Raw genomic sequence first — 21,516 nt, 5'->3', positions numbered from 1 at the left:
CGCGAAGGCGGCGTGTCAGTCACAGCTGCAGTGGCTGACACACCGCCTTCGCGAGCAAGCCCGCTCCCACATTTTTTACCGTGTCCACTTCGCGAGTTCTTCGGTTTCAGATTTATCTGTGAAAAGCCAAATGCTTGCCAGCGCTTGAGCTGACGCCAGGTCCTCCGTAGCGTTGACCGGCAGCGTCTGGGTACGATAAACACGCGATAGCCTTCAACGGACGGCTATGGTTTTTCAGAAGGGTTTAGTCAATGGATTGTTGGCAGGCACGCGGCCGATCCGCAGATGTCCCCAATCCAAATGTAGGAGCTGGCAAGCCAGCTCCTACAGTTTTTAGCGTGGCCGTTTCATTGCGTTGTTATCTACGCCTGACGTAGTCCACCCATTCGTACTCAAGGCCCTCGTGCTGTCGGACGCCATGGCGGCAGACCTCAACGAACTCATCCTCAAAACGCGGAAACCTGGCTTCACCCTCGTGATCATCGTCGAACAGGGTCAGGTACAGCCTGTCCACAAGGTGTATCGCTTGGTCATAAAGCTCTGGCCCGCCACCGATATGAATTTCCTCGGGGGTGTAGAGGGCTGCGCGTTCTAGTGCCGCTGCCAGGGATTGGCAGGCGATCGCGTGCTCGTGCACATAGTCAGGGTTTCTGGACAGCACGATGTTGGGCCGATCAGCCAATGGCCTACCGCTGAGGGCAATGACCGACTCGAAGGTTTTTCGGCCCATGATGACCGGCTTGCCAATCGTCTTGGCAGCGAATCGGCGCAGATCATCCGGCACCATTCGCAACAGCCCGCCGGCTTTGCCGATGGAGCGATTACGGCTGCCTATGCCTGCGACCAATGCGAGGGGTGGGTTCATGGTCTGTTCCTTCAGAGAAATCCATTATTGCGCGGCGTGAGCGCCTGACATTACTTGATACCGACTTTGCACAAAACCATTGTCCGACACGTAGGTGCCAATATGCTGCAGCTCCTGCTCACTGCCAACCTGGCTGAACAGTGGAATGCCTTGCCCCAGCAAAATTGGGATACGCGTAATGATCAGCTCATTGACCAAGCCCGCTTCAAGAAACGCCTGGATCGTCTGGCCACCGTCGATATAGAGGTGCTTCATACCGCGTTCGGCTAACGTTGCCACGAGTGAGGTGACGTCTCCTGCCATGACCTCGACCTTGCCCTCCAGATGCGCAGGGATCTGCAGAGGCTGATGGGAGAGCGCAATGACGGGCGTGCCCTCGTAGGGCCACTCCGGGAAGGACAAGATTTTCTCCAGGGTTTTGCGACCCATTACCAGTGCATCGACCGTGGCGATGAAGCGTTCATAGGTCACGCCGTTCAGCTCGGCGGTTTCGTATTCCGGTCGGTGCAACCATTCGATATCACCGTCTGGACGGGCAATAAAACCGTCGATGCTGGTAGCGATAAAAACGGAACAGCGGATATCCATGGCGAAAACTCCTTTTAGTGCGCTTTGACGCTAATACTCATTTAATCCTCGCGTGCCACAACCGGGCGTCCGAGAAACAATCCTGATGCCCTTTTCTGTCGTGCGAGGATGTATGCGAAGTTGGTTGATCCGTTACCGTTACGCAATCATTTTCTGGATATGCTTCGGCGTTTTCCGTACCTCCCTGGCCGACTGGAATCCGATTCCCTCCGGCTCCATGCGCCCGACCTTGCTGGAAGGCGATGTGGTGCTGGTCAATCGCGTAGCGTATGACCTCAAGGTCCCGCTCACGGACATTTCCCTGGCCCACCTCGATAACCCCCAGCGCGGCGATGTGGTGACGTTTTCGTCACCCAAGGATGGCATGCGCCTGATCAAGCGGATTGTCGGCGTTCCCGGCGACACCCTGGAAATGCGCGATGAAGTGCTGTGGGTCAACGGTACGCCAGCCACCTACAGTGATGCGCAGGACATCAGCGAGCCAATTGTCCCAGGTCATACGGTACCTGGGATCAAGCTGAACGAATTGGCCGCCAACCGCCAGCGTACTGTGCAGTTCATGCCGACAGTGCGGGCGATGCGCAATTTCGCGCCAGTGGTGGTGCCGGCCGACAGCTATTTCATGCTGGGGGATAACCGCGATAACAGCGATGACTCGCGATACATCGGCTTTGTGCCACGTCGGCTGTTGATCGGGCGGGCGCATCACGTGCTGGCGTCGGCGCAGATTCTCGATGATTGGATGCCACGGTTTCGCAGGTTCGGCGCGTCGATCTTGTAACGGAATCTGTGCTATCTGAAGGGCAGCAAGAGCCACTGATGGAGATTCAAATGACGTGTATTTTCTGCAGCATCGTTCAAAAGACTTCCCCGGCGCACATCTTGTGGGAAGACGACCAGCATATGGCGTTTCTTTCGATCTTTCCCAACACACCGGGTTTCAGCGTGGTAATCCCCAAGCAGCACTACGGCAGCTATGCGTTTGCGCAGTCGGATGAGGTGTTGGCCGGGCTTGCTATCGCCGCGAAGAAGACTGCGCAACAGATCGACCGCGCGTTTCCGGATGTGGCCCGTACGGGGATGATTCTTGAAGGGTATGGAGTGGATCATTTGCATGCGAAGCTGTTTCCCATGCATGGGACGGGCGGGGACAGTACCTTCAAGCCCATCAGCTCCAAGGTGGAGAAGTTTTTCGAAGCCTATGAGGGCTATATCTCGTCCCACGATTTTGTGCGGGCGGATGATGCCGAGCTAGCGGAGTTGGCGGCGCACATCAGATCATTTGTCTGATGCAAAACCAAATGTGGGAGCGGGCTTGCTCGCGAATGCGGTGGGTCAGTCGCTGATGTGCTGACTGAAAAACCGCATTCGCGAGCAAGCCCGCTCCCACATTTTTTACTGTGTTCGCTTGATGAATCAGCGGCGGCTGCTGACTTCGGCGGGTACATCATCGCCCGCCATGCGCTTGCGAAACAGCGCAGTACGCGCCAATAGCAGCGTAGTCACCGGCACCGTGATCGAGAGCAAGATCGGGATCAGCCAGCCGTGCAACACCGGCCCGGACTTGAGCACCGAAAAATAGATAATCGACGCCAACGCCACGCACCAGGCGCCCAGCGTCGAAGCCAGGGCAGGCGGGTGCATGCGCTGGAAGAAGTCCTTCATCCGCAGCAAGCCAAGCGCGCCAATCAACGCAAACACGCTGCTGAGCACCAGTAGCACTGCGACAACGATTTCCATCCACAACGGCATCATTCAATCACCTCCCCACGCAGCAGGAATTTCGCCAGGGCAAACGAGCCCACGAAGCCGAACAGTGCAATCAGCAGCGCCGCTTCAAAGTAGGTGTCACTCGCATACCGAATGCCCAGTACCAGCATCATCAGCATCGCCAGGATGTACAGGTAGTCCAGCGCGAGTACCCGGTCCTGGGCCGACGGGCCCTTGAACAGGCGGATCAGGGTCAGCACCATGGCCAGCGAGAACAGGAACAGGCTGAACAGGATCGCATTGGAAAGCAGGGCGCTCATTCGAAGATCTCCATGAGGGGCCGTTCATAGGCATCCTTGAAGTGCTGGATAAAGTGCGCTTCGTCATCCAGGTCGAACACGTGCAGCAGCAGGATGCTGCGGTCCAGCGCCAGTTCAGACCAGACGGTGCCGGGCGTGACGCTGGTGATCATCGACAGTACGGCCAGGCCGTTGGCGTCGCGCAGGTCCAGGGGGATCTTGATAAAACGCGAGCGCGGCGGGCGTGACCCACACGTCAGCACGCCCCAGGCCACTTGCAGGTTGGAGATGATCACATCCCGGCCCACGCGCAAGAACAGGCGAATGATCACCCCCGGGCGACGGATACGGATTGGCAACGGCCGCAACGGCGCCATCAGCAAGGGCGCAAGAACGCCCAGCAACGCACCCAGCAGCAGGTTGCCGGGGCTCACCGACAGGTTCAACACCAGCCACAATACCCACAACGCCAGGGACAGCCACGGGGCAGGGAACAGACGCTTCATGGCTGCACCTCCAGCGCGGCGGACTTGGCTTCAGGGCTCGGAATTGGGCGCGTTGCCATGACGGCCATCACGTAGTGTTCCGGGTTGTTGAGGCTCTCGGCGGTGGCCTGGGTGTAGCGCATCAACGGTTCGGCCTTGAAGGTCAGCAGGATGCTCAAGCCCAGCAGGAAGAAGATCGGCACGCACTCATAGCGGCGCAGCAGCGGCGAGGGGCGCTCCTCCGGGGTCCAGAAGCGCTGGATGCCCAGGCGGGCGAAAGCGATCAGCGAGGCCAGGCCGGACAGGATCAGCAGCGCCACCAGGCCCCAGGCCGCAGGACGAATCGGCTCATCGACACTGACGCCCAGGCCCAGCGGATTGACCAGCGCACTCAACAAGCTGAGCTTGCCGATAAACCCCGACAGCGGCGGCATGCCGATGATCAGCAAGGCGCACGCCACGAAGCTCAAGCCGAGGAAGGCCATGGTCCAGGGGATGACCTGGCCGATCACGGCTTTCTGCTCGTCATCGAGGTTGACGCCCGGACGCGGGTGCAAGGATTCCATGGCCTTGGGCAGCGCGTCGATTTCCTCGTCCAGCGGCAGGTCATTGGCCGAGCGCGAGCGTTCGATCAATTCGGCCAGCAGGAACAGCGCACTCAGCGCCAGCGTGGAGCTGACCAGATAGAACAACGCGCCGGCAGTCAGGCTTGGCTGGGCAAAGCCCACCGCCGACAACAGGATCCCGGCCGAAACCAGGATGCTCAGGCTTGCCATGCGCTCCAGCCGCTGCGCAGCGATCATCGCCAGCGCCGCGCAGATGATCGTGGCCATGCCGCCGTACACCAGCCAGTCGCCGCCAAACAGCGCCGAGGCCCCGGCCTGGCCGGAGAACAGCAGGGTCCACAACCGCAGCACGGTGTACACGCCGACCTTGGTCATGATCGCGAACATCGCCGCCACCGGTGCGCTGGCCGAGGAATAGGCGGGCGCCAGCCAGAAGTTCAGCGGCCACATGCCGGCCTTGGCCAGGAACGCGGTGGCGAGGATTGCCGCACCGGCGTGCAGCAAGCCGCGATCAGCCTCGGGCACCAGCGGGATTTTCAGCGCCAGGTCAGCGAAGTTCAGCGTGCCGGTGACGCCGTATATCATCGCCGCACCAATCAGGAACAACGACGACGCCAGCAGGTTGATCGCAATGTAATGCAGCCCCGACGACACCCGCGCCCGCCCCGAGCCGTGCAGCATCAAGCCGTAGGACGCCGCCAGCAGCACCTCGAAGAACACGAACAGGTTGAACAGGTCGGCGGTCAGGAACGCGCCGTACAGGCCCATCATCTGGATCTGGAACAATGCATGGAAACTGGTGCCGGCACGGTCCCAGCGAGCCATGGCGAACAGCAGCGCGCTCACCCCGATGATCCCCGTCAGCACCAGCATCAGTGCCGACAGTTGGTCGATCACCAGCACAATGCCGAACGGCACCTGCCAGTTGCCCGGCAGGTACACGCCAATCGAGCCGGGGCCGCCTTTTTGCGTCCAGTACAGCAGCAGAATCGCGATACCCAGGCCGATCATGCTGGAGAACAGGTTGATGCGCGCCTTGAGCGGGCGGTGCTTCTCGCCGAGCATCAGCATCAACGCGGCGGTCAGCAGCGGCAGCAGGATCGGCGCGACGATCAGTTGATTCATCCACGTCATTCCTTGGGCTCCCGGCCGTCCACATGGTCCGTGCCGGTCAGGCCCCGGGAGGCCAGCAGCACCACCAGGAACAAGGCGGTCATGGCGAAGCTGATCACGATGGCCGTGAGCACCAGTGCCTGGGGCAGCGGGTCGGTGTAGTTGAGCAGGTCTTGCGGCACGCCGTCCTTGATGATCGGCTCCTTGCCGATAAACAGGCTGCCCATGCTGAAGATGAACAGGTTGACCCCATACGACAGCAGGCACAGGCCCATCACCACCTGAAACGTCCGTGGGCGCAGGATCAACCAGACGCCGGAGGCCGCCAGGACCCCAATGGCGATTGCGATGACTTCTTCCATCAGGCGGCTCCTTCCGTTGCGGCAACCACTTTGGCCTGGTTGCTCGGTTTATGCGCTCGTACGGATTGGTGACCGAGGGCGGTGAGCATCAGCAGCGTCGAGCCGACGACCATGGCGTACACGCCGACGTCGAAGAACAACGCGCTGGCGATATGAATGTCGCCCAGCAGCGGCAGGCTGAAATGCCAGGTGTGCGTGGTCAGGAAGGGGTACCCGGCAAACAGCGCACCGAGCCCGGTGAGGGTCGCCGAGAATAGCCCGAAGCCCATCCAGCGCATCGGCCGCAGGCTCATCTGCGCCTCGACCCACTGGGTGCCGGCGACCATGTATTGCAGGATAAACGCCACCGACATCACCAGCCCGGCGACGAAGCCGCCGCCCGGTTGGTTGTGGCCGCGCATGAACAGGTAGAACGACACCACCAGCGCAATCGGCAGCAGCAGGCGCACCAGCACCGCCGGTACCATCATGAAGCCCAGGGCGGTGTCGCTGGCCTGGCGCGGGTTGACCAGGTCGGTGGCCACGTCCGGCGCGAGCTGGCGCTGTTGCGCCGGCAGTTGCATGCTTTCCTTGGACGGGCGGAAACGGCGCAGCAGGGCGTACACCGTCAGCGCCACGGCGCCGAGCACGGTGATTTCGCCCAAGGTGTCGAAGCCCCGGAAGTCCACCAGCATTACGTTCACCACATTGCTGCCGCCGCCTTCGGGCAGGGCGCGACTCAAGTAGAACGAGGAAATGTCGTTGGGCGTCTGGCGCGTCAGCATCGCGTAGGACAGCAGCGCCATGCCGCCGCCCACCACGGTGGAGAGCAGGAAGTCACGCAGGCGACGGATACGTGCCTTGCGCAGCGAGCTGGGCAGTGGCGAGACTTCTTCGATCCGCCGTGGCAGCCAGCGCAGGCCCAGCAGGATCAGCACGGTGGTCACCACCTCGACCACCAGTTGCGTCAGCGCCAGGTCCGGCGCCGAGAACCACACAAAGGTGATGCAGGTCATCAGGCCGCACACGCTGACCATGGTCAGGGCCGCCAGCCGGTGATACTTGGCCTGCCAGGCAGCGCCGAGGGCACAGGCAATCGCCAGCAGCCACAAGGTCACGAACACGATGGAACCCGGGATTTTCGGGCGGTCGCCCCAACTGATGCCGCTGTGCAGCATCGGGATCAGGCCGGCGATCACTGCCGCCAGCACCAGCAGGAACAGCTGGGTCTGCAGGCGTTTGGTGCTGATGCGTTTTTCGATCTTGCGCACGCCACGCATCATCACTACCAGGCTGCGCTCGAAGCCGCGCTTGCCGTTGAAATAACTGATGATCGGCGGGTATTTGAAGCGCCCGCGCTTGAGCTGCTTGCGCAGCAGCAGGTACAGCACCACGCCACCGGACATCGCCACCAGGCTCATGATCATCGGCGCATTCCAGCCGTGCCAGATCGCCAGGCTGTACTCGGGCAGCACTCCGCCTACGACCGGCAGGGCGGCGGCGGCGAGAATCGAACCGACCACCTGGGCCGGGAAGATCCCCACCAGCAGGCAGGTGAACACCAGCAGCTCGACCGGCGCGCGCATCCAGCGCGGCGGTTCGTGTGGGGTGTGCGGCAGGTTGGTGGCAGTCGGGCCGAAGAACACGTCGACAGTGAAGCGCAGGGCGTAGGCCACGCTGAACGTACCGGCAATGGTCGCGATCAATGGCAGGGCGAACTCCACCCAGGCGGTCGAGGTGATGAACACGGTTTCGGCGAAGAACATCTCTTTGGACAGGAACCCGTTGAGCAACGGTACGCCGGCCATGGAGGCACTCGCGACCATCGCCAGGGTCGCGGTAAACGGGATCAACCGCACCAGGCCGCTGAGCTTGCGGATATCGCGGGTGCCGCTTTCGTGGTCGATGATACCGGCGGCCATGAACAGCGAGGCCTTGAAGGTCGCGTGGTTGAGAATGTGAAACACGGCGGCGACGGCGGCCAGCGGGCTGTTGAGGCCCAGCAGGAGGGTGATCAGCCCGAGGTGGCTGATCGTGGAGTAGGCCAGCAGGCCCTTCAGATCGTTTTGGAACATGGCGCAGTAAGCGCCGAGGAGGAGGGTGAGGGCGCCGGCACCGCCGACGATCCAGAACCATTCTTCGCTGCCGGACAGCGACGGCCACAGGCGGGCCAGCAGGAACACGCCGGCCTTCACCATCGTTGCCGAGTGCAGGTAGGCGGAAACCGGGGTCGGCGCCGCCATCGCGTGGGGCAGCCAGAAGTGGAACGGGAACTGTGCGCTCTTGCTCAGGGCGCCGATCAGCACCAGCGCCAGCATGACCGGGTACAGCGAATGCGCGCGAATCTGCTCGCCCGCCGCCAGCACCTGGTCCAGGTCATAGCTGCCGACGATATGCCCCAGCAGCATCACCCCGGCCAGCAGGCACAGACCGCCCGCACCGGTGACCATCAGCGCCATATAGGCACCCCGGCGTGCATCGGCGCGGTGGTGCCAGTAGCCGATCAGCAGGAACGAGAACAGGCTGGTCAGTTCCCAGAAGAACACGATCTGGATCAGGTTGCCGGAGATCACCAGGCCCAGCATGGCCCCCATGAAGGCCAGGAAAAACGCGAAGAAACGCGGCACCGGGTCTTCCGGTGACATGTAGTAGCGGGCGTACAGCGACACCAGCGTGCCGATGCCCAGCACCAGCATCGAGAACAGCCAGGCGAACCCGTCCATGCGCAGCACGAAGTTCAGCCCGAGGCTGGGCAACCACATGAATTCTTCGCGGATCACGCCACCGTGGGCGATCTGGGGGTAGAACAGGGCGACTTGAATCGTGCCGACCAAGGCCACAAGGCCCGCCAGCAGGGATTCGGTGTTACGTGCATTGTGCGGCAGCAAGGCCGCCAGACAGCTGCCAATAAAAGGCAGAAGCAGTAGAACTATCAGGGACATAGGCTTCTAATCTGCGGGAGTTTGGGATGCATCATACGTGCCGCTTTCTCGATCACCAAACGGCAAGATGTGGCAGGATCCTACAGAGGTCGGAGACGGCAGCTATAAGCGGCAAGCTACAAGAGGATAGCCGAGGGTATATTTCTTGCCGTTTGCCGCTTAAATCATCAACCCTGGCTTTCCGGTTCAACCTCGGCCTTGGCGTCGACAACTCTCGAACCGCGCGTCTTCAGCTCACTGACAATCACCGCCACCACAATCAACGCCGCGCCCAGCATCGCCAGCGGCGGGAAGCGTTCCCCGGCGATCCGCCCGATGACGCCGGCCCACACCGGCTCGCCGGCATAAATCAACGTGGCACGGGTGGGCGAGACGCTCTGCTGCGCCCAGTTCATCGCCACCTGGATCACCGCGCTGGTCAAGCCCAGGCCCACGGCGCTGAATACCAGCAACCATGAAAACCCCGGCAACGCTTCGCCCATCGGCACCACCATCAAAAATGACAGCAGCGACGCCGTGGCCAGTTGCACCACGGTCACCCGGCGCACGTCCACCTGCCCGGCATAGGCGCCGATAAGGATGATTTCGGCCGCCACCGCGATCGCGCAGATCAGCGTGGCGATCTCGCCGGGGCTGAAGTTGAGCGAGGCTCCGGTCGGGCCAGTCAGCAGCATCAACCCGGTAAAGGCCAGCATGATGCCGATGCTGGGCATCAGCCCCGGACGGCGCCCCAGCACCAACCACTGCAACAGCGGCACGCACGGTACATACAGCGCCGTGATGAAGGCCGATTGGCTGCTTGGAATGGTTTGCAGGCCGATGGTCTGCATGCCGTAGCCGAACATGATCGAGGTGCCGATGAAGGCGCCCGCCTTCAACTCGAACAGGGTCAGGCCGCGCAGGGTGCGCAGGGAGAAGAAGCCCACCACGATGGCCGCTGCGGCAAAGCGCAGGCCCACGAAAAACATCGGCCCGCTGACCGTCATGGCATGCTGCACGAGCAAGAAGGTGCCGCCCCAGATCATGGTGATAAACACCAGGAGGCATTCGGCTTTGCTGAAACGGTTGAAACGTGGGGCGGTATTCGCGGCGGTCATGGCGGCTCGGTCTTGCAAGGGAAAGGCACGGACCGCACAATGCGCCGCACTGCTGGGCAGTATACTGCGCACACCCACCTTATGAGCAATATAGTGCACAAAGAAAATCCGCAACGGGCCTCGGTCCTGCAGCACGTCAGCCAGAACGTCAGGCGCCTGCGCCATGCCGCCGACCTGAGCCAGACTGCGCTCTCGGAAAAGTCCGGGGTGAGCCGGCGCATGCTGGTGGCCATTGAGGCGGGCGAGAAGAACGTCAGCCTGTCGACCCTCGACCGCGTGGCCGAAGCATTGGACGTGGCGTTCAGCGACCTGATCCAGGCCCCGGATGCGCCCGACCACAGCCGCATCAACGAGCTGGCCTGGGCCGGGGATATCCCCGGCAGCAAGGCGGTCTTGCTGGCCAGGGCCCACGCCCGTCGCGAAGTCGAGCTGTGGGAAATGCGCCTTGAACCGGGAGATCGCTACAGCCCCGAGCCGGATCCGGAAGGCTGGAGTGTGCAGCTGTTCGTGTTCGAGGGAAGCCTGACGCTGCTATTGGACGAGGAAGAACGGCACGTCGCGGCCGGCGAGTTCTATATGTTCGCCAGCCGCCAGGTCCACGCCTATTGCAATCAGGGTGATGTGGCCGTGCGCTTTGTGCGCAACGTGGTGATCTAACTGTCTGCCAGGCAACAGTGGATGGACACTTTGCTGGTTTGAAACCCGCCCTGGCGCCCTGATTTACCAGCAACTCGCTGATTTTATTGGCGATTAAATTCAGGCACGACTCCTGCAATCACTCCAGCATCCCATCGGAGCCTGGAGTCGGCCCATGTCAGCCCATCCTCAACACCCTGCCCATATCATCCGCTCGGATGCCGAAGCCATCGAGGTCGCCAAGCGCCTGGCCGAACGCTTCGCCGTCGACGCCAGCGTGCGTGACCGCGAGCGCCGCCTGCCGGTGGCCGAACTCGACGAATTTTCCGCCAGCGGCCTTTGGGGTATCACCATTCCCAAGGCCTACGGCGGCGCCGAAGTGTCCTACGTGACCGTGGCCGAAGTGATCAAGTTGATCTCCGCCGCCGACCCGTCCCTGGGGCAAATCCCGCAGAACCACCTGGGCGTGGTGGACATCCTGCTGCAAACCGCGACCGAGGAACAAAAACGCCATTACTTCGGCAAGGTGCTGGCCGGCTACCGTTTCGGCAACGCCTTCTCCGAAGCCAAGAGCAAAAACGCCGGCACCTTCGACACGCAGATCCGCGTGCACGGCGACACCGCCCAAATCAACGGCGAGAAGTTCTACTGCACCGGCGCGCTGTTCGCGCATATCGTGCCCACCGTCGGCAACAACGAACACGGCCAGGCGTTTATCGCCTTTGTCGAGCGTGACGCGCCGGGCTTGAGTGTGATCGACAGCTGGGACGGCTTTGGCCAGCGCACCACCGCCAGCGGCGGCGTGACCCTCGACGGCGTCACCGTCCCTCTCAGCGCGGTGATCCCCGCCCACCAGGCTTTCGACCAACCCACCGCCAACGGCCCGATCTCGCAGATCATCCAGGCTGCCGTCGACACCGGCATCGCCCTCGGTGCCCTGGAGCAGGCGAAGATTTACGCACGCCAGGCGCGGCCATGGATCGACAGCCAACAGGATCACGGCTGGCAAGACCCGTTCACCATCGCCGCCATCGGCGATCTGGAATGGCGCGTGCACGGCACCGAAGCGATCCTCGCCAAGGCCGGCAAAGCAGTGGACCAGGCGCTGGCCGAGCCGAATGAAGACAGCGTCGCCAATGCTTCACTGGTCGTTGCCCAGGCCAAGGTACTGTCGGCGGAAACCGCCTTGCTCGCCAGCAGCAAACTCTTCGAACTGGCTGGCACTCGCTCGGTCACCGGCAAACACAACCTCGACCGCTTCTGGCGCAACGCGCGCACCCACACCCTGCACGACCCGGCCCGCTGGAAATACCACCTGATCGGCAACTTCGTGCTCAACGGCGTGAAGCCCGCACGCCACGCCTGGAACTGAGGAGACTGCCCATGACTGCACTGAATCAAGCGCGCCAACTGCTGGACAGCACCCGCCGCGCCGTCGCGAAAAGTGACGACCCCTACGTGATCAGCCGCTTCGGCGACCTGCAGATCCGCGTGGACGTGGCCGCCGCCTTGCTCGAACGCGCCGAGACCCACCCGAGCCCGGTGGCCATCACCGAAGCACAGATCGCTGCCGCCGAAGCCCTGCTTTTTGCCAGCGCCACCGAATTCGAACTGACCGGCCAACGCACCGCATTACCGCCGAGCCTCGATGACCCGCTGCGCCACAAATACCAGGTTGTCGGCAACTACCACCTCAACGGAGTGCTTTGATGTCCCGTGAAATCCGCTTGAACGCCTTCGACATGAACTGTGTCGGCCACCAATCCCCTGGCCTGTGGGCGCACCCGCGTGACCGTTCGTGGCAGTACAAGGACCTGGAGTACTGGACCGACCTCGCTAAAATCCTCGAGCGCGGCAAGTTCGACGGCTTGTTCATCGCCGATGTGCTGGGCATCTACGACGTGTACAACGGCAACGGCGACGCGGCGATTCGCCAGGCAGCACAAGTGCCGGTCAACGATCCGCTGTCGCTGATCGCACCCATGGCACTGGTTACCGAACACCTGGGTTTTGGCCTGACGGCGTCGTTGTCGTTCGAACACCCGTACCCGTTCGCGCGCCGGCTTTCGACCCTCGATCACCTGACCAAGGGCCGCGTCGGCTGGAACATCGTCACCTCCTACCTCGAAAGTGGTGCGAAGAACCTGGGCCAGAAAGCCCAGACCGAACACGATGCGCGCTACGACTACGCCGAGGAATACCTGGAGGTTTGCTACAAACTCTGGGAAGGCAGCTGGGAGGAGGGCGCGGTGCTGCGTGATCGCGAGCGCCGGATCTTCAGCGACCCGAGCAAAATCCACGAGATCCGCCACGTCGGCAAGCACTTCCAGGTGCCCGGCATTCACCTGTGTGAACCGTCGCCGCAGCGCACGCCGGTGCTGTACCAGGCCGGCGCGTCGAGTCGTGGCAAGCAGTTCGCCGCCGAGCAGGCCGAGTGCGTGTTCGTCGCCGCGCCGTCCAAAGTGCTGCTGAAAAAGACCGTCGCCGACATCCGCCGGCGTGCAGCCGAGGCGGGGCGTGATCCGAAGAAAATCCTCATCTTCAACCTGCAGACGGTGATCGTCGGCGAGACCGACGCCACGGCTAAGGCCAAGTTCGAGGAGTACAAATCCTATGTCAGCTATGAAGGCGCGATGGCGCTGATTTCCGGCTGGACCGGCATCGACTTCAGCCAGTTCAAACCCGATGAGCCACTCAAGCACGTGCACACCAACGCCATTCAGTCGGCGGTGGAAGCCTTCTCCACGGCGGACCCGAACAAGGTCTGGACCCCGAATGAATTGGCCGATTGGGTTGGCATCGGCGGCTTTGGCCCGCTGTTTGTCGGCGGCCCGGAAACCGTGGCGGACCTGTTGCAGGAATGGGTGGAAGAGACCGATGTCGACGGCTTCAACCTGGCCTACGCGCTGACCCACGAAACCTTTATCGACGCCGTCGACCTGCTGGTGCCGGAACTGCAGAAGCGCGGCGTGTACAAGACTGAATACGCCCAGGGCACCTTGCGCGAAAAGCTCTTCGGCGACGGTGCACGGCTGGCGTCGAACCATCCGGGGGCCGGTTATCGCGACCTTAAGGCCAGCGCAATCTGACTGACTCAAGCCGATCCCCGTGGGCGCCGGCAAGCCAGCGCCCACAGGGGAGCGGTGTCGAGTCAAATAATTCAGCCAGCGGACCACCGCACGCACACCCCTTGAATAGGAGCATCACCCCTATGAGCGTGCACGAACTCAAGCGTCCGCTGGCCCTGGAATGGCCTGCCGAACTGCTCGGCAATCTGCCCAAGGCCCTGGAGCAACTGCAGCATTGGGCGCAGATCACACCGCTGCACACCGCGCTGCGCCACAAGCGCCAGGGCCAGTGGTATGCCTGGCGCTGGATCGACGCGCTGCGCGATGTCGAGCGCCTGGCCGACGGCTTGCGCCAGCAGGGGTTCGGCGAGTCGTCGCGGCTGGCCCTCAGCGGTGCACTCGAGCCCAACCTGTTGCTGCTGGCCCTGGCGGCGCAATCCGTGGGCGGGACGGTGCTGACCCTCGCCGATCACCTCGACACCGAAGCCTTGCACCAGCAGCTATGGCGCATTCGTCCCACCCATTGTTATGTGCAGGACCGCCAACAGGCACGGCATTGGCCAGCCGCCAATCGACTCGATTTTGCCCAGTTGCTGGGCCTCACCGACCCGGCGCAGCAAGTGCAGCGCTGGTGGCAACCCAGCGGCGAAACTGCGCTGTGGAGCGAGGAGGGCACCCGGTGGCAGGGCGGCCTGGCGGTGGTGCTCGAGCAATGGCTGAACAGCGGGCACGGCCTGGCGTTCCCGGAAAGCCCGGCCTCGGCGCGGCGCGATCGCAGTGAGGTCGCTCCCACCGGCCTGCTGCTGTCGCCCGCGCGCCTGCAATCTTTGGCCGAGGATATCGAAAGCCGCCTGGCACCCCACGGCACCTGGCGCCGGCGCCTGTGCGACTGGGCCATCGCCCACCCGCACAGCGGCCTGCGCCGCCTGCTGAAAAATCGCGTGCGCAAACTGCTCGGCTTCCAGCGCCTCACCTACATCTGGCAGCCCCTCACTTCCACGACAGAGCCGACATGGCTTGCCGAATTCAAACGGGAAAGCGCATGACCCAGGCCATTCTCCAGGTGCGGGATATCTCGCTGTCGTTCAAAGGCGTGAAGGCGATCAATGCGTTGTCCTTCGAGGTGCGGCGCGGTGAGATCTGCGCGTTGATCGGCCCCAACGGCGCCGGCAAAAGCTCGTTGCTCAATGTGCTCAACGGCGTGTATCGCTTCGATGCCGGCGAGATCGTCTTCGAGGACCAGCACTTGCACCGCATCGATCCGCTGGGCGCGGCGCGCCGAGGCATTGGCCGGACCTTCCAGAACAATGCGCTGTTCAAGAAAATGAGTGTGCTCGACAACGTCCTCACCGGCCTGTCGCGGCACATGCGCAGCAGCTTGATCGAGCAGGCGCTGGGCTTGCCCCGCGCCCGCCGTGAAGCCGAGGCGTTCCGTCAGCGGGCGCAGGGCATCCTCGAGTTCCTGGAGCTGCAGGCCCACCGCGATGTGCTGGTGGGCAACCTGTCCTACGGCCTGCAAAAACGTGTGGAGCTGGGGCGCGCGCTGATCGCCGGGCCCAGCCTGTTGCTGCTCGACGAGCCCATGGCCGGGATGAACGCCGAGGAAAAACAGGAAATGGCGCGTTTCGTCGCCGATGTAAACCGCGACCTCGGCACCACCGTGGTGTTGATCGAGCACGACATGGGCGTGGTCATGGGCCTGTCCGATCATGTGGTAGTGCTCGACTACGGGCGCAAGGTCGGCGACGGCACGCCGGCGGACGTGCAAGCCAACCCCGAGGTGATCGCGGCCTACCTGGGAGTCGCACACTGATGACCTTCTTCTTCGAAACCCTGCTCGGCGGCCTGCTCGCCGGCACCATGTACTCGCTGGTCGCCATCGGCTTCGTGCTGATCTACAAGGCCAGCGGCGTGTTCAATTTCGCCCAGGGCTCGATGTTGCTGTTTGCCGCGCTGACCTTCGTCAGCCTGCACGATCAGGGCGTGCCCTTTGCCCTGGCATTGCTGCTGACGGTGATCGTGATGATCGTCGGCGCGTTGCTCATCGAGCGCCTGGTGCTGCGCCCGCTGGTCAACCGTTCGCAGATCACCCTGTTCATGGCCACGCTCGGCCTGTCGTTCATTATCGAAGGCCTGGCCCAGGGTTTGATGGGCTCGCAAGTGCGCGCGCTGGACCTGGGGATCGACGACGTGCCGCTGTTTGTCGGGTCGCTGATGCTCAGCCAGTTCGACCTGATCGCCGCGACCGTGGCCGTGGTGCTGGTCACGGTGCTTGCGCTGCTGTTCAACAAGACCCGCATCGGCGTGTCGTTGCGCGCGGTGGCGGATGACACCACGGCGGCGCTGTCGATCGGCATCAACCTCAACCGCATCTGGCAGATCGTCTGGGCCGTGGCCGGCGTGGTCGGGCTGGTGGCGGGGTTGCTGTGGGGCGCGCGCCAGGGCGTGCAGTTCTCGCTGTCGCTGGTGGTGCTCAAGGCCTTGCCGGTGTTGATTATCGGCGGCTTTACCTCGATTGGCGGGGCGATCGTCGGCGGGCTGATTGTCGGCGCGGCGGAGAACCTCGCCGAGGTGTATATCGGCCCGTTGATCGGCGGCGGCATCACGCCGTGGTTCGCTTATGTCTTGGCCCTGGCCTTCCTGTATATCCGTCCCGCCGGCCTGTTCGGCGAGCGCGCCATCGAGCGAGTCTGAAACCATGTCGACCCCTGTTGCTCAACTCACCGCGCCGCTGTTGCTGGTCCAACGGCGCGTGCCCTGGGGCCTGCTCGGCCTGTTGGCAGTGGCCTTTATCGGCGTGCCGCTGTGGGGCAATGACTATTGGCTCAACGCGATCCTGATCCCGTTCCTGGTGCTGTCCCTCGCCGGGTTGGGCCTGAACCTGCTCACCGGCTATACCGGGCAGACCTCCGTGGGCGCGGCCGGCTTCATGGCAGTCGGCGCCTTCGCCACCTATGGCTTCCTGCTGCGCCTGCCGGAACTGGGCTTGCCGGTGGCGCTGCTCGGCGGCGGGATTATCAGCGCGTTGGTCGGGCTGCTGTTCGGCTTGCCGAGTTCGCGGATCAAGGGCTTCTACCTGATGGTCACCACCCTGGCCGCACAGTTTTTCCTGGAGTGGCTGTTCGTCAAATTCCCCTGGTTCTACAACTACGGCTCGTCCGGCACGATCTCGGCTCCGAAGCTGGCGTTGTTCGGGTACGACCTCAATACGCCGCTGGGCCGTTACCTGCTGACCCTGGTGACGGTGCTGCTGCTGACCTGGACCGCAATCAACCTGGTGCGCAGCCAGGTGGGGCGCAACTGGATGGCGATCCGCGACATGGACACCGCCGCCGCCGTGGTCGGCATCCCGGTGGTGCGCTACAAGCGCCTGGCGTTTGCGGTCAGCTCGTTCTACCTGGGGATCGCCGGCGCGCTGTGGGCCTTTGCCTACCTGGGCACGGCGAGTGCCAGCAGCTTCGATATCAACCGCTCGTTCCAGATCCTGTTCATCATCATTATCGGCGGCATGGGCAGCATCGCCGGCAACTTCGTCGGCGCGGCCTTCATCAGTTTGCTGCCGATCTTCCTCAGTCATGCCGGGCAAGCACTGTTCGGTGGCTCGGTGGATGCAGGGCAGTTGCAGAACCTGCAGAAAATCATCTTTGGCGTGTTGATCATCGTGTTCCTGATCAAGGAACCCGAGGGGCTGATTCGCCTGTTGCACAACCTGCGTGACCGTGTGCGGCAGTGGCCGCTGCGTTTCTAACATTCCCTCAAGAGAATTCCCATGCGTGCATCCTTGAAACGTTCCCTGGCCGGCGCCGCCTTCGCGCTGGCTGCCCTGGCCGGCGCTGTGCCCCCGGCGATGGCTTCGCCCGACCAGCAATTCATTCCTCTGGCGACCTACCGCGTGGGCGCCTACGCGTCCAGCGGCGTGCAGGTGTGGGCCGGGATGATCGACTACCTGCGCTATATCAACGAGGTGGAAGGCGGCATCAACGGTGTGAAGCTGGTGTGGCAGGAATGCGAGACCGAGTGGACGGCGGAGAAGGGCATCGAGTGCTACGAGCGCTTCAAGAATGGCCTGGACGGCGCGCCGGTCGCGGTGTACCAGCCCAACGGCGCCCCGGCGGCCTATGCCTTGAGCGAGCGCGCCGAGGTCGACAAGATCCCGCTGATCACCCTCGGTTACGGTCGCACCGAAGCCACTGACGGCACGGTGTTCCCCTATAACTTCCCGGTGATGCTGACCTTCTACAGCGAAGCCTCGACCCTGGTGAATTACATCGCCCAGCGCGAAGGTGGTTTCGACAAACTCAAGGGCAAGAAGATCGCCACGGTCTACCACGACTCGGCCTACGGTCGCGAAACGCTCGGCCCGCTGAAGTTGCTCGCAGAGAAATACGGCTTCGAAAATATCCAGATTCCGGTCGCCGATCCCGGCAACGAGCAGTCGGCGCAATGGCGCCAGGTGCGCCAGGCCAACCCGGACTGGGTGTTCCTGCGCACCTGGGGCGTGTCCACCCCGGTGGCGGTGAAGACCGCCGCGCGTTTCGGCTTCCCGGTCGACCACATCATTGGCGATATCTGGGCCAGCTCCAGCGAAGACGTGCTGCCCGCCGGTGCCTCCGCCAAAGGCTACCTGGCGCTCACGCCGTACCCGGCCGGCGCGGATTTCGAGATCCACAAACGCCTCAAGCAATACATCCTCGATAAAGGCCACAGCGACCTCAAGGACCTGAAAAACTTCGGCAGCGTCTACTACAACTCCGGCCTGGTGAACGCCGCCGTAGCCGTGGAAGCGATCCGTACCGGCCAGGCCAAGTTCGGCAAGCGCCCACTCAATGGCGAAGAGGGCCGCTGGGGCCTGGAACACCTGAATATCGATGATGCGCGCCTCAAGGACATGGGCTACCTGGGCCTGATGCAGAACCTCAAGCTGTCATGCCGCGACCACGAAGGCGGCGGTTCGGCGCGGGTGCAGCAGTGGGACGGCGCCAACTGGACGCTGGTTAGCGAGTGGATCGCCGCCGACCGCGCGCTGTTGCGTCCGCTGATCGATGAGAAGTCGGCCGCGTTCGCCAAGGAAAAAGGCCTGACGCCGCGTACCTGCACCGGGGATGAATAAACCATGAGCCAGCCCGCCGCCGACGCCGCGCGCCCGTCACTGCTGACGGTCAACGACATTGAAGTGATCTACGACGGTGCGATCCTCGCGGTGGCCGGGGTGTCGCTGGAGGTGCCCAAGGGCGGTATCGTCGCCTTGCTCGGCGCGAACGGCGCCGGCAAGAGCACCACGCTCAAGGCGATCTCCGGGCTGGTGCGCGCCGAACGGGCCGAAGTCAGCCGGGGCACGATCGAGTACGCCGGCGCCAACCTGGCCGGTGTCGAGCCCGGCCAGCGCGTGCGCGATGGCATGGTGCATGTGCTGGAGGGCCGCCATGTGTTCGGCCAGCTCAGCGTCGAGGACAACCTGCGCAGCGGCGGTTTCGTGCGGCGCCCGAGCCGCAAGGACCTGGAGCGCGACCTGGAGCGCATCTACGCCTGGTTCCCCCGGCTCAAGACCAAACGCCACACCCGCGCCGGCCTCACTTCCGGCGGCGAGCAACAGATGGTCGCCATCGGCCGGGCGTTGATGACCCGTCCTACTTTGGTACTGCTCGACGAGCCGTCCATGGGTTTGGCGCCTATGATCGTGCAGGAAATCTTCGAGATCATCGCGCAGCTCAATCGCGAACAGCAGGTGAGCTTCCTGATCGCCGAGCAGAACATCAACGTCGCGCTCACCTATGCGTCCCATGGCTATGTGCTGGATACTGGGCGCGTGGCCTTGAGTGGCAGCGCCGCTGAACTGCTGGCGCGGGGCGATTTGCATGACATTTATCTGGGTAAACAGTAAGGGCCAACCTGCATGACTGAAACCATCCGCAACGCCGATGTCCTGATCATCGGCGGCGGCCTGAGCGGCACGATGCTCGCCGTGCAACTGCTGCGCCTGCCGGGCCAGCGCCGGATCCTGGTGATCGAGCCGCGCGCCGAACTCGGGCGTGGCGAGGCCTACAGCGCAGTCGAGCTGGGCCACACCTTGAACGGCAATGCGGCGCGCATGAGCGTCGACCCTGACAATGCCGATGACCTGACCCAGTGGCTCACCGATTACATCGCCGCCGGCGGATGGCCGGAGTCGGCCGAGCAACCGGTGCCCGTCAGTGAACTGTTCCCGCCGCGCGGGCTTTTTGGCGTGTACGCACAGCAACGCCTGGCCGAGGCCAAGGCCTTGTCTGCGTCGACTGTCGAGCATGTACGCGGGGAAGTGGTCGACCTGCAAGTGAGCGCCGATTCAACCCTGCTGACCCTCGATAACGGCCAGCAACTGCGCGGTGCCCGCGCCGTGCTGGCTACCGGCATGTTCCCGGCGGCGCGTACGCCGCAGACCGAGTCCAGCGGTGTGAATGCCGCTGCGGTCGACCCGTGGGATGTGCAGGCGATGACCCAGATCGACCCGCAGGCCCCCGTGCTGATCATCGGCTCCGGGTTGACCATGGTCGATGCCGTGGTGTCTTTGGAGCAGGCCGGGCATCGCGGGCCGATCGAGATTTTTTCCCGCCACGGACTGTTGCCCCATGCTCGCCGCCAGCCGCCGAGCTGGGAGGATTTTCTCGCTGCCGACCACAGCCTGCGCAGCCCTCTGCAATTGCTGCGCGAGGTCCGTCGTCAATGCCGTCTCGCGCTGGCGCAGGGCATCGATTGGCAGGCGCCGCTGGACACGGTGCGTGCGCATATCGGGCGGTTGTGGAGCCAGGCCAGTGAGCGCGAGAAGCGCCAGTTCGTGCGGCATGTGCGGCCATGGTGGGAGAGCCATCACCACCGCTCACCGCCGTTGAGCGCGCAGTTGGTGGCGCGATTGCGGGAGGAAGGGCGGTTGCGCATTCGGGCGGCATCGTTCAAAGGGCTGGAGCCTGGCGGCGAGGGCGTGACGATCCGCCTGCGCCCGCGCGGCGAGCAGGTGATCCGCCAGGTGTCGGGGGCGGCGCTGATCAACTCCAGCGGCATCGAATACGACTGGCGCCGCGTGGCCCGGCCGTTGCCGCGGCAGCTGCTCGAACGCGGGTTGATCCAGCCCGGACCCTTGGCGCTGGGGATTGCGGCGGATGCGTCGGGGGCGGTGCTGGATGCCGAAGGCAATGTCAGCCAGCGCCTGTTCGCCATGGGCCCGCCGTTGCGCGGGATGTGGTGGGAGAGCACGGCAGTGACCGACGTGGCGATCCAGGCCAAGGCGCTGGCCGCCAAGCTCACACAGCTCTGATGTGGAAGCTGGCTTGCCTGATTCCTGTGTCTGGCGCAGCTCCACTGTGGGAGCGGGCTTGCTCGCGAAGGCGCAGTGTCAGTCAACCATGATGCAGCTGACCCACCGCCTTCGCAGGCAAGCCAGCTCCCACACTGATTTGTGGCGGGACTGAATTCTGTGCCTGGTTCAGCTCCCACAGTTTTTGGCGGGGCTGGACTGAATTCTATGCCTGGCTCAGTTCCCACAGGTTTTGGAGGGGCTAGCCTGATTCTTGTGCCTGGCGCAGCTTCAATGTGGGAGCGGGCTTGCTCGCGAAGGCGTAGTGTCAGTCAACCATGATGCAACGGATCCACCGCCTTCGCAGGCAAGCCAGCTCCCACACTGATTTGTGGCGGGACTGAATCCTGTGCCTGGTGCAGTTCCCACACTGGTTTGTGGCTGGCTTGATTCCTGTACCTGGCACAGTTCCACTGTGGGAGCTGGCTTGCCTGCGATAGCGGTGGGTCAGTCAACCATGATGCAGCTGACCCACCGCC

The 21,516-nt window shown here is 63.3% G+C and carries 22 protein-coding genes; 13 read left to right on the top strand and 9 right to left on the bottom strand.

The window, feature by feature from the left end:
* Window positions 1-358: 358 nt before the first annotated feature.
* The gene (locus QMX97_RS26075) at window positions 359-865 is read right to left on the bottom strand and encodes a dihydrofolate reductase (protein WP_282397857.1); all 507 of its coding nucleotides are present in this window, start codon (window positions 863-865) and stop codon (window positions 359-361) included.
* Window positions 866-889: 24 nt separating this feature from the next.
* Window positions 890-1,453 (bottom strand): dihydrofolate reductase family protein, encoded by a 564-nt coding sequence (locus tag QMX97_RS26070; protein ID WP_282397856.1) that lies wholly within the window; start codon window positions 1,451-1,453, stop codon window positions 890-892.
* Window positions 1,454-1,565: 112 nt separating this feature from the next.
* Between QMX97_RS26070 and lepB the strand changes: the two genes are divergently transcribed.
* On the top strand, window positions 1,566-2,234 hold the full coding sequence (gene lepB / locus QMX97_RS26065) for a signal peptidase I (protein ID WP_065901009.1): 669 nt from the start codon (window positions 1,566-1,568) through the stop codon (window positions 2,232-2,234).
* Window positions 2,235-2,284: 50 nt separating this feature from the next.
* Entirely contained in the window at window positions 2,285-2,743 is a 459-nt protein-coding gene (locus QMX97_RS26060) for an HIT family protein (protein ID WP_106805635.1), read from the top strand.
* Window positions 2,744-2,869: 126 nt separating this feature from the next.
* Here QMX97_RS26060 and QMX97_RS26055 read toward each other — a convergent pair whose 3' ends face one another.
* The 7 genes from QMX97_RS26055 to QMX97_RS26025 all read right to left on the bottom strand — a co-directional run bounded on the left by QMX97_RS26055 (window position 2,870) and on the right by QMX97_RS26025 (window position 10,006).
* Window positions 2,870-3,208, bottom strand: coding sequence for a Na+/H+ antiporter subunit G (locus tag QMX97_RS26055; protein WP_065901007.1), 339 nt, complete (start codon window positions 3,206-3,208; stop codon window positions 2,870-2,872).
* Window positions 3,205-3,483, bottom strand: coding sequence for a K+/H+ antiporter subunit F (locus QMX97_RS26050; RefSeq protein ID WP_005789171.1), 279 nt, complete (start codon window positions 3,481-3,483; stop codon window positions 3,205-3,207). The genes QMX97_RS26055 and QMX97_RS26050 overlap by 4 nt, the downstream gene beginning before the upstream one ends.
* Complete coding sequence (locus QMX97_RS26045) at window positions 3,480-3,968, bottom strand: Na+/H+ antiporter subunit E (protein ID WP_106803394.1); 489 nt, start codon at window positions 3,966-3,968, stop codon at window positions 3,480-3,482. The genes QMX97_RS26050 and QMX97_RS26045 overlap by 4 nt, the downstream gene beginning before the upstream one ends.
* Window positions 3,965-5,647, bottom strand: a complete 1,683-nt coding sequence (locus QMX97_RS26040) for a monovalent cation/H+ antiporter subunit D (RefSeq protein WP_106803395.1) — start codon at window positions 5,645-5,647, stop codon at window positions 3,965-3,967. The genes QMX97_RS26045 and QMX97_RS26040 overlap by 4 nt, the downstream gene beginning before the upstream one ends.
* Entirely contained in the window at window positions 5,644-5,988 is a 345-nt protein-coding gene (locus QMX97_RS26035; protein WP_003192163.1) for a Na+/H+ antiporter subunit C, read from the bottom strand. Before QMX97_RS26035 ends, QMX97_RS26040 begins: the two co-directional genes overlap by 4 nt.
* The gene (locus QMX97_RS26030; RefSeq protein WP_282397855.1) at window positions 5,988-8,909 is read right to left on the bottom strand and encodes a monovalent cation/H+ antiporter subunit A; all 2,922 of its coding nucleotides are present in this window, start codon (window positions 8,907-8,909) and stop codon (window positions 5,988-5,990) included. The genes QMX97_RS26035 and QMX97_RS26030 overlap by 1 nt, the downstream gene beginning before the upstream one ends.
* A 167-nt stretch (window positions 8,910-9,076) precedes the next feature.
* A complete protein-coding gene (locus QMX97_RS26025) occupies window positions 9,077-10,006 on the bottom strand; it encodes a DMT family transporter (protein WP_282397854.1) in 930 nt (309 codons plus the stop codon).
* 93 nt (window positions 10,007-10,099) lie between these two features.
* On the opposite strand from QMX97_RS26025, the gene QMX97_RS26020 reads away from it, so the two are divergent.
* The 11 genes from QMX97_RS26020 (at window position 10,100) to QMX97_RS25970 (ending at window position 20,998) form a co-directional block, all read left to right on the top strand.
* Window positions 10,100-10,663, top strand: coding sequence for an XRE family transcriptional regulator (locus tag QMX97_RS26020; protein ID WP_065900993.1), 564 nt, complete (start codon window positions 10,100-10,102; stop codon window positions 10,661-10,663).
* Window positions 10,664-10,817: 154 nt separating this feature from the next.
* The gene (locus QMX97_RS26015) at window positions 10,818-12,014 is read left to right on the top strand and encodes an SfnB family sulfur acquisition oxidoreductase (protein ID WP_106803397.1); all 1,197 of its coding nucleotides are present in this window, start codon (window positions 10,818-10,820) and stop codon (window positions 12,012-12,014) included.
* An 11-nt stretch (window positions 12,015-12,025) separates the two neighbouring features.
* Window positions 12,026-12,352 (top strand): acyl-CoA dehydrogenase, encoded by a 327-nt coding sequence (locus tag QMX97_RS26010; protein ID WP_065900990.1) that lies wholly within the window; start codon window positions 12,026-12,028, stop codon window positions 12,350-12,352.
* Window positions 12,352-13,731: an LLM class flavin-dependent oxidoreductase gene (locus QMX97_RS26005; RefSeq protein ID WP_282397853.1), complete on the top strand. Its 1,380-nt coding sequence runs from the start codon at window positions 12,352-12,354 to the stop codon at window positions 13,729-13,731. The genes QMX97_RS26010 and QMX97_RS26005 overlap by 1 nt, the downstream gene beginning before the upstream one ends.
* 122 nt (window positions 13,732-13,853) lie before the next feature.
* Window positions 13,854-14,756: an AMP-binding protein gene (locus QMX97_RS26000; RefSeq protein ID WP_282397852.1), complete on the top strand. Its 903-nt coding sequence runs from the start codon at window positions 13,854-13,856 to the stop codon at window positions 14,754-14,756.
* A complete protein-coding gene (locus QMX97_RS25995) occupies window positions 14,753-15,523 on the top strand; it encodes an ABC transporter ATP-binding protein (protein WP_065900979.1) in 771 nt (256 codons plus the stop codon). The genes QMX97_RS26000 and QMX97_RS25995 overlap by 4 nt, the downstream gene beginning before the upstream one ends.
* Window positions 15,523-16,404: a branched-chain amino acid ABC transporter permease gene (locus QMX97_RS25990; RefSeq protein ID WP_282397851.1), complete on the top strand. Its 882-nt coding sequence runs from the start codon at window positions 15,523-15,525 to the stop codon at window positions 16,402-16,404. The genes QMX97_RS25995 and QMX97_RS25990 overlap by 1 nt, the downstream gene beginning before the upstream one ends.
* 4 nt (window positions 16,405-16,408) lie before the next feature.
* On the top strand, window positions 16,409-17,458 hold the full coding sequence (locus tag QMX97_RS25985) for a branched-chain amino acid ABC transporter permease (RefSeq protein WP_120448993.1): 1,050 nt from the start codon (window positions 16,409-16,411) through the stop codon (window positions 17,456-17,458).
* A gap of 21 nt (window positions 17,459-17,479) precedes the next feature.
* Complete coding sequence (locus QMX97_RS25980) at window positions 17,480-18,820, top strand: ABC transporter substrate-binding protein (protein ID WP_065900974.1); 1,341 nt, start codon at window positions 17,480-17,482, stop codon at window positions 18,818-18,820.
* A 3-nt stretch (window positions 18,821-18,823) separates the two neighbouring features.
* The gene (locus QMX97_RS25975; protein WP_106803401.1) at window positions 18,824-19,591 is read left to right on the top strand and encodes an ABC transporter ATP-binding protein; all 768 of its coding nucleotides are present in this window, start codon (window positions 18,824-18,826) and stop codon (window positions 19,589-19,591) included.
* Between the two features lie 12 nt (window positions 19,592-19,603).
* Window positions 19,604-20,998, top strand: coding sequence for an FAD/NAD(P)-binding protein (locus QMX97_RS25970; RefSeq protein ID WP_282397850.1), 1,395 nt, complete (start codon window positions 19,604-19,606; stop codon window positions 20,996-20,998).
* The last annotated feature ends 518 nt before the right edge of the window (window positions 20,999-21,516 follow it).

Origin of the sequence: Pseudomonas sp. PS01298 (assembly GCF_029959745.1) — a bacterium.
In the GTDB taxonomy this organism is placed as follows: domain Bacteria; phylum Pseudomonadota; class Gammaproteobacteria; order Pseudomonadales; family Pseudomonadaceae; genus Aquipseudomonas; species Aquipseudomonas aylmerensis.
This window is presented reverse-complemented; position numbering and strand designations above follow the sequence as displayed.

What these genes read in the sequence shown, in the direction of transcription:
- QMX97_RS26075 (WP_282397857.1), bottom strand. Translation starts at nt 865, where the DNA reads ATGAACCCACCCCTCGCATTGGTCGCAGGCATAGGCAGCCGTAATCGC.
- QMX97_RS26070 (WP_282397856.1), bottom strand. Translation starts at nt 1,453, where the DNA reads ATGGATATCCGCTGTTCCGTTTTTATCGCTACCAGCATCGACGGTTTT.
- lepB (WP_065901009.1), top strand. Translation starts at nt 1,566, where the DNA reads ATGCGAAGTTGGTTGATCCGTTACCGTTACGCAATCATTTTCTGGATA.
- QMX97_RS26060 (WP_106805635.1), top strand. Translation starts at nt 2,285, where the DNA reads ATGACGTGTATTTTCTGCAGCATCGTTCAAAAGACTTCCCCGGCGCAC.
- QMX97_RS26055 (WP_065901007.1), bottom strand. Translation starts at nt 3,208, where the DNA reads ATGATGCCGTTGTGGATGGAAATCGTTGTCGCAGTGCTACTGGTGCTC.
- QMX97_RS26050 (WP_005789171.1), bottom strand. Translation starts at nt 3,483, where the DNA reads ATGAGCGCCCTGCTTTCCAATGCGATCCTGTTCAGCCTGTTCCTGTTC.
- QMX97_RS26045 (WP_106803394.1), bottom strand. Translation starts at nt 3,968, where the DNA reads ATGAAGCGTCTGTTCCCTGCCCCGTGGCTGTCCCTGGCGTTGTGGGTA.
- QMX97_RS26040 (WP_106803395.1), bottom strand. Translation starts at nt 5,647, where the DNA reads ATGACGTGGATGAATCAACTGATCGTCGCGCCGATCCTGCTGCCGCTG.
- QMX97_RS26035 (WP_003192163.1), bottom strand. Translation starts at nt 5,988, where the DNA reads ATGGAAGAAGTCATCGCAATCGCCATTGGGGTCCTGGCGGCCTCCGGC.
- QMX97_RS26030 (WP_282397855.1), bottom strand. Translation starts at nt 8,909, where the DNA reads ATGTCCCTGATAGTTCTACTGCTTCTGCCTTTTATTGGCAGCTGTCTG.
- QMX97_RS26025 (WP_282397854.1), bottom strand. Translation starts at nt 10,006, where the DNA reads ATGACCGCCGCGAATACCGCCCCACGTTTCAACCGTTTCAGCAAAGCC.
- QMX97_RS26015 (WP_106803397.1), top strand. Translation starts at nt 10,818, where the DNA reads ATGTCAGCCCATCCTCAACACCCTGCCCATATCATCCGCTCGGATGCC.
- QMX97_RS26010 (WP_065900990.1), top strand. Translation starts at nt 12,026, where the DNA reads ATGACTGCACTGAATCAAGCGCGCCAACTGCTGGACAGCACCCGCCGC.
- QMX97_RS26005 (WP_282397853.1), top strand. Translation starts at nt 12,352, where the DNA reads ATGTCCCGTGAAATCCGCTTGAACGCCTTCGACATGAACTGTGTCGGC.
- QMX97_RS26000 (WP_282397852.1), top strand. Translation starts at nt 13,854, where the DNA reads ATGAGCGTGCACGAACTCAAGCGTCCGCTGGCCCTGGAATGGCCTGCC.
- QMX97_RS25995 (WP_065900979.1), top strand. Translation starts at nt 14,753, where the DNA reads ATGACCCAGGCCATTCTCCAGGTGCGGGATATCTCGCTGTCGTTCAAA.
- QMX97_RS25990 (WP_282397851.1), top strand. Translation starts at nt 15,523, where the DNA reads ATGACCTTCTTCTTCGAAACCCTGCTCGGCGGCCTGCTCGCCGGCACC.
- QMX97_RS25985 (WP_120448993.1), top strand. Translation starts at nt 16,409, where the DNA reads ATGTCGACCCCTGTTGCTCAACTCACCGCGCCGCTGTTGCTGGTCCAA.
- QMX97_RS25980 (WP_065900974.1), top strand. Translation starts at nt 17,480, where the DNA reads ATGCGTGCATCCTTGAAACGTTCCCTGGCCGGCGCCGCCTTCGCGCTG.
- QMX97_RS25975 (WP_106803401.1), top strand. Translation starts at nt 18,824, where the DNA reads ATGAGCCAGCCCGCCGCCGACGCCGCGCGCCCGTCACTGCTGACGGTC.
- QMX97_RS25970 (WP_282397850.1), top strand. Translation starts at nt 19,604, where the DNA reads ATGACTGAAACCATCCGCAACGCCGATGTCCTGATCATCGGCGGCGGC.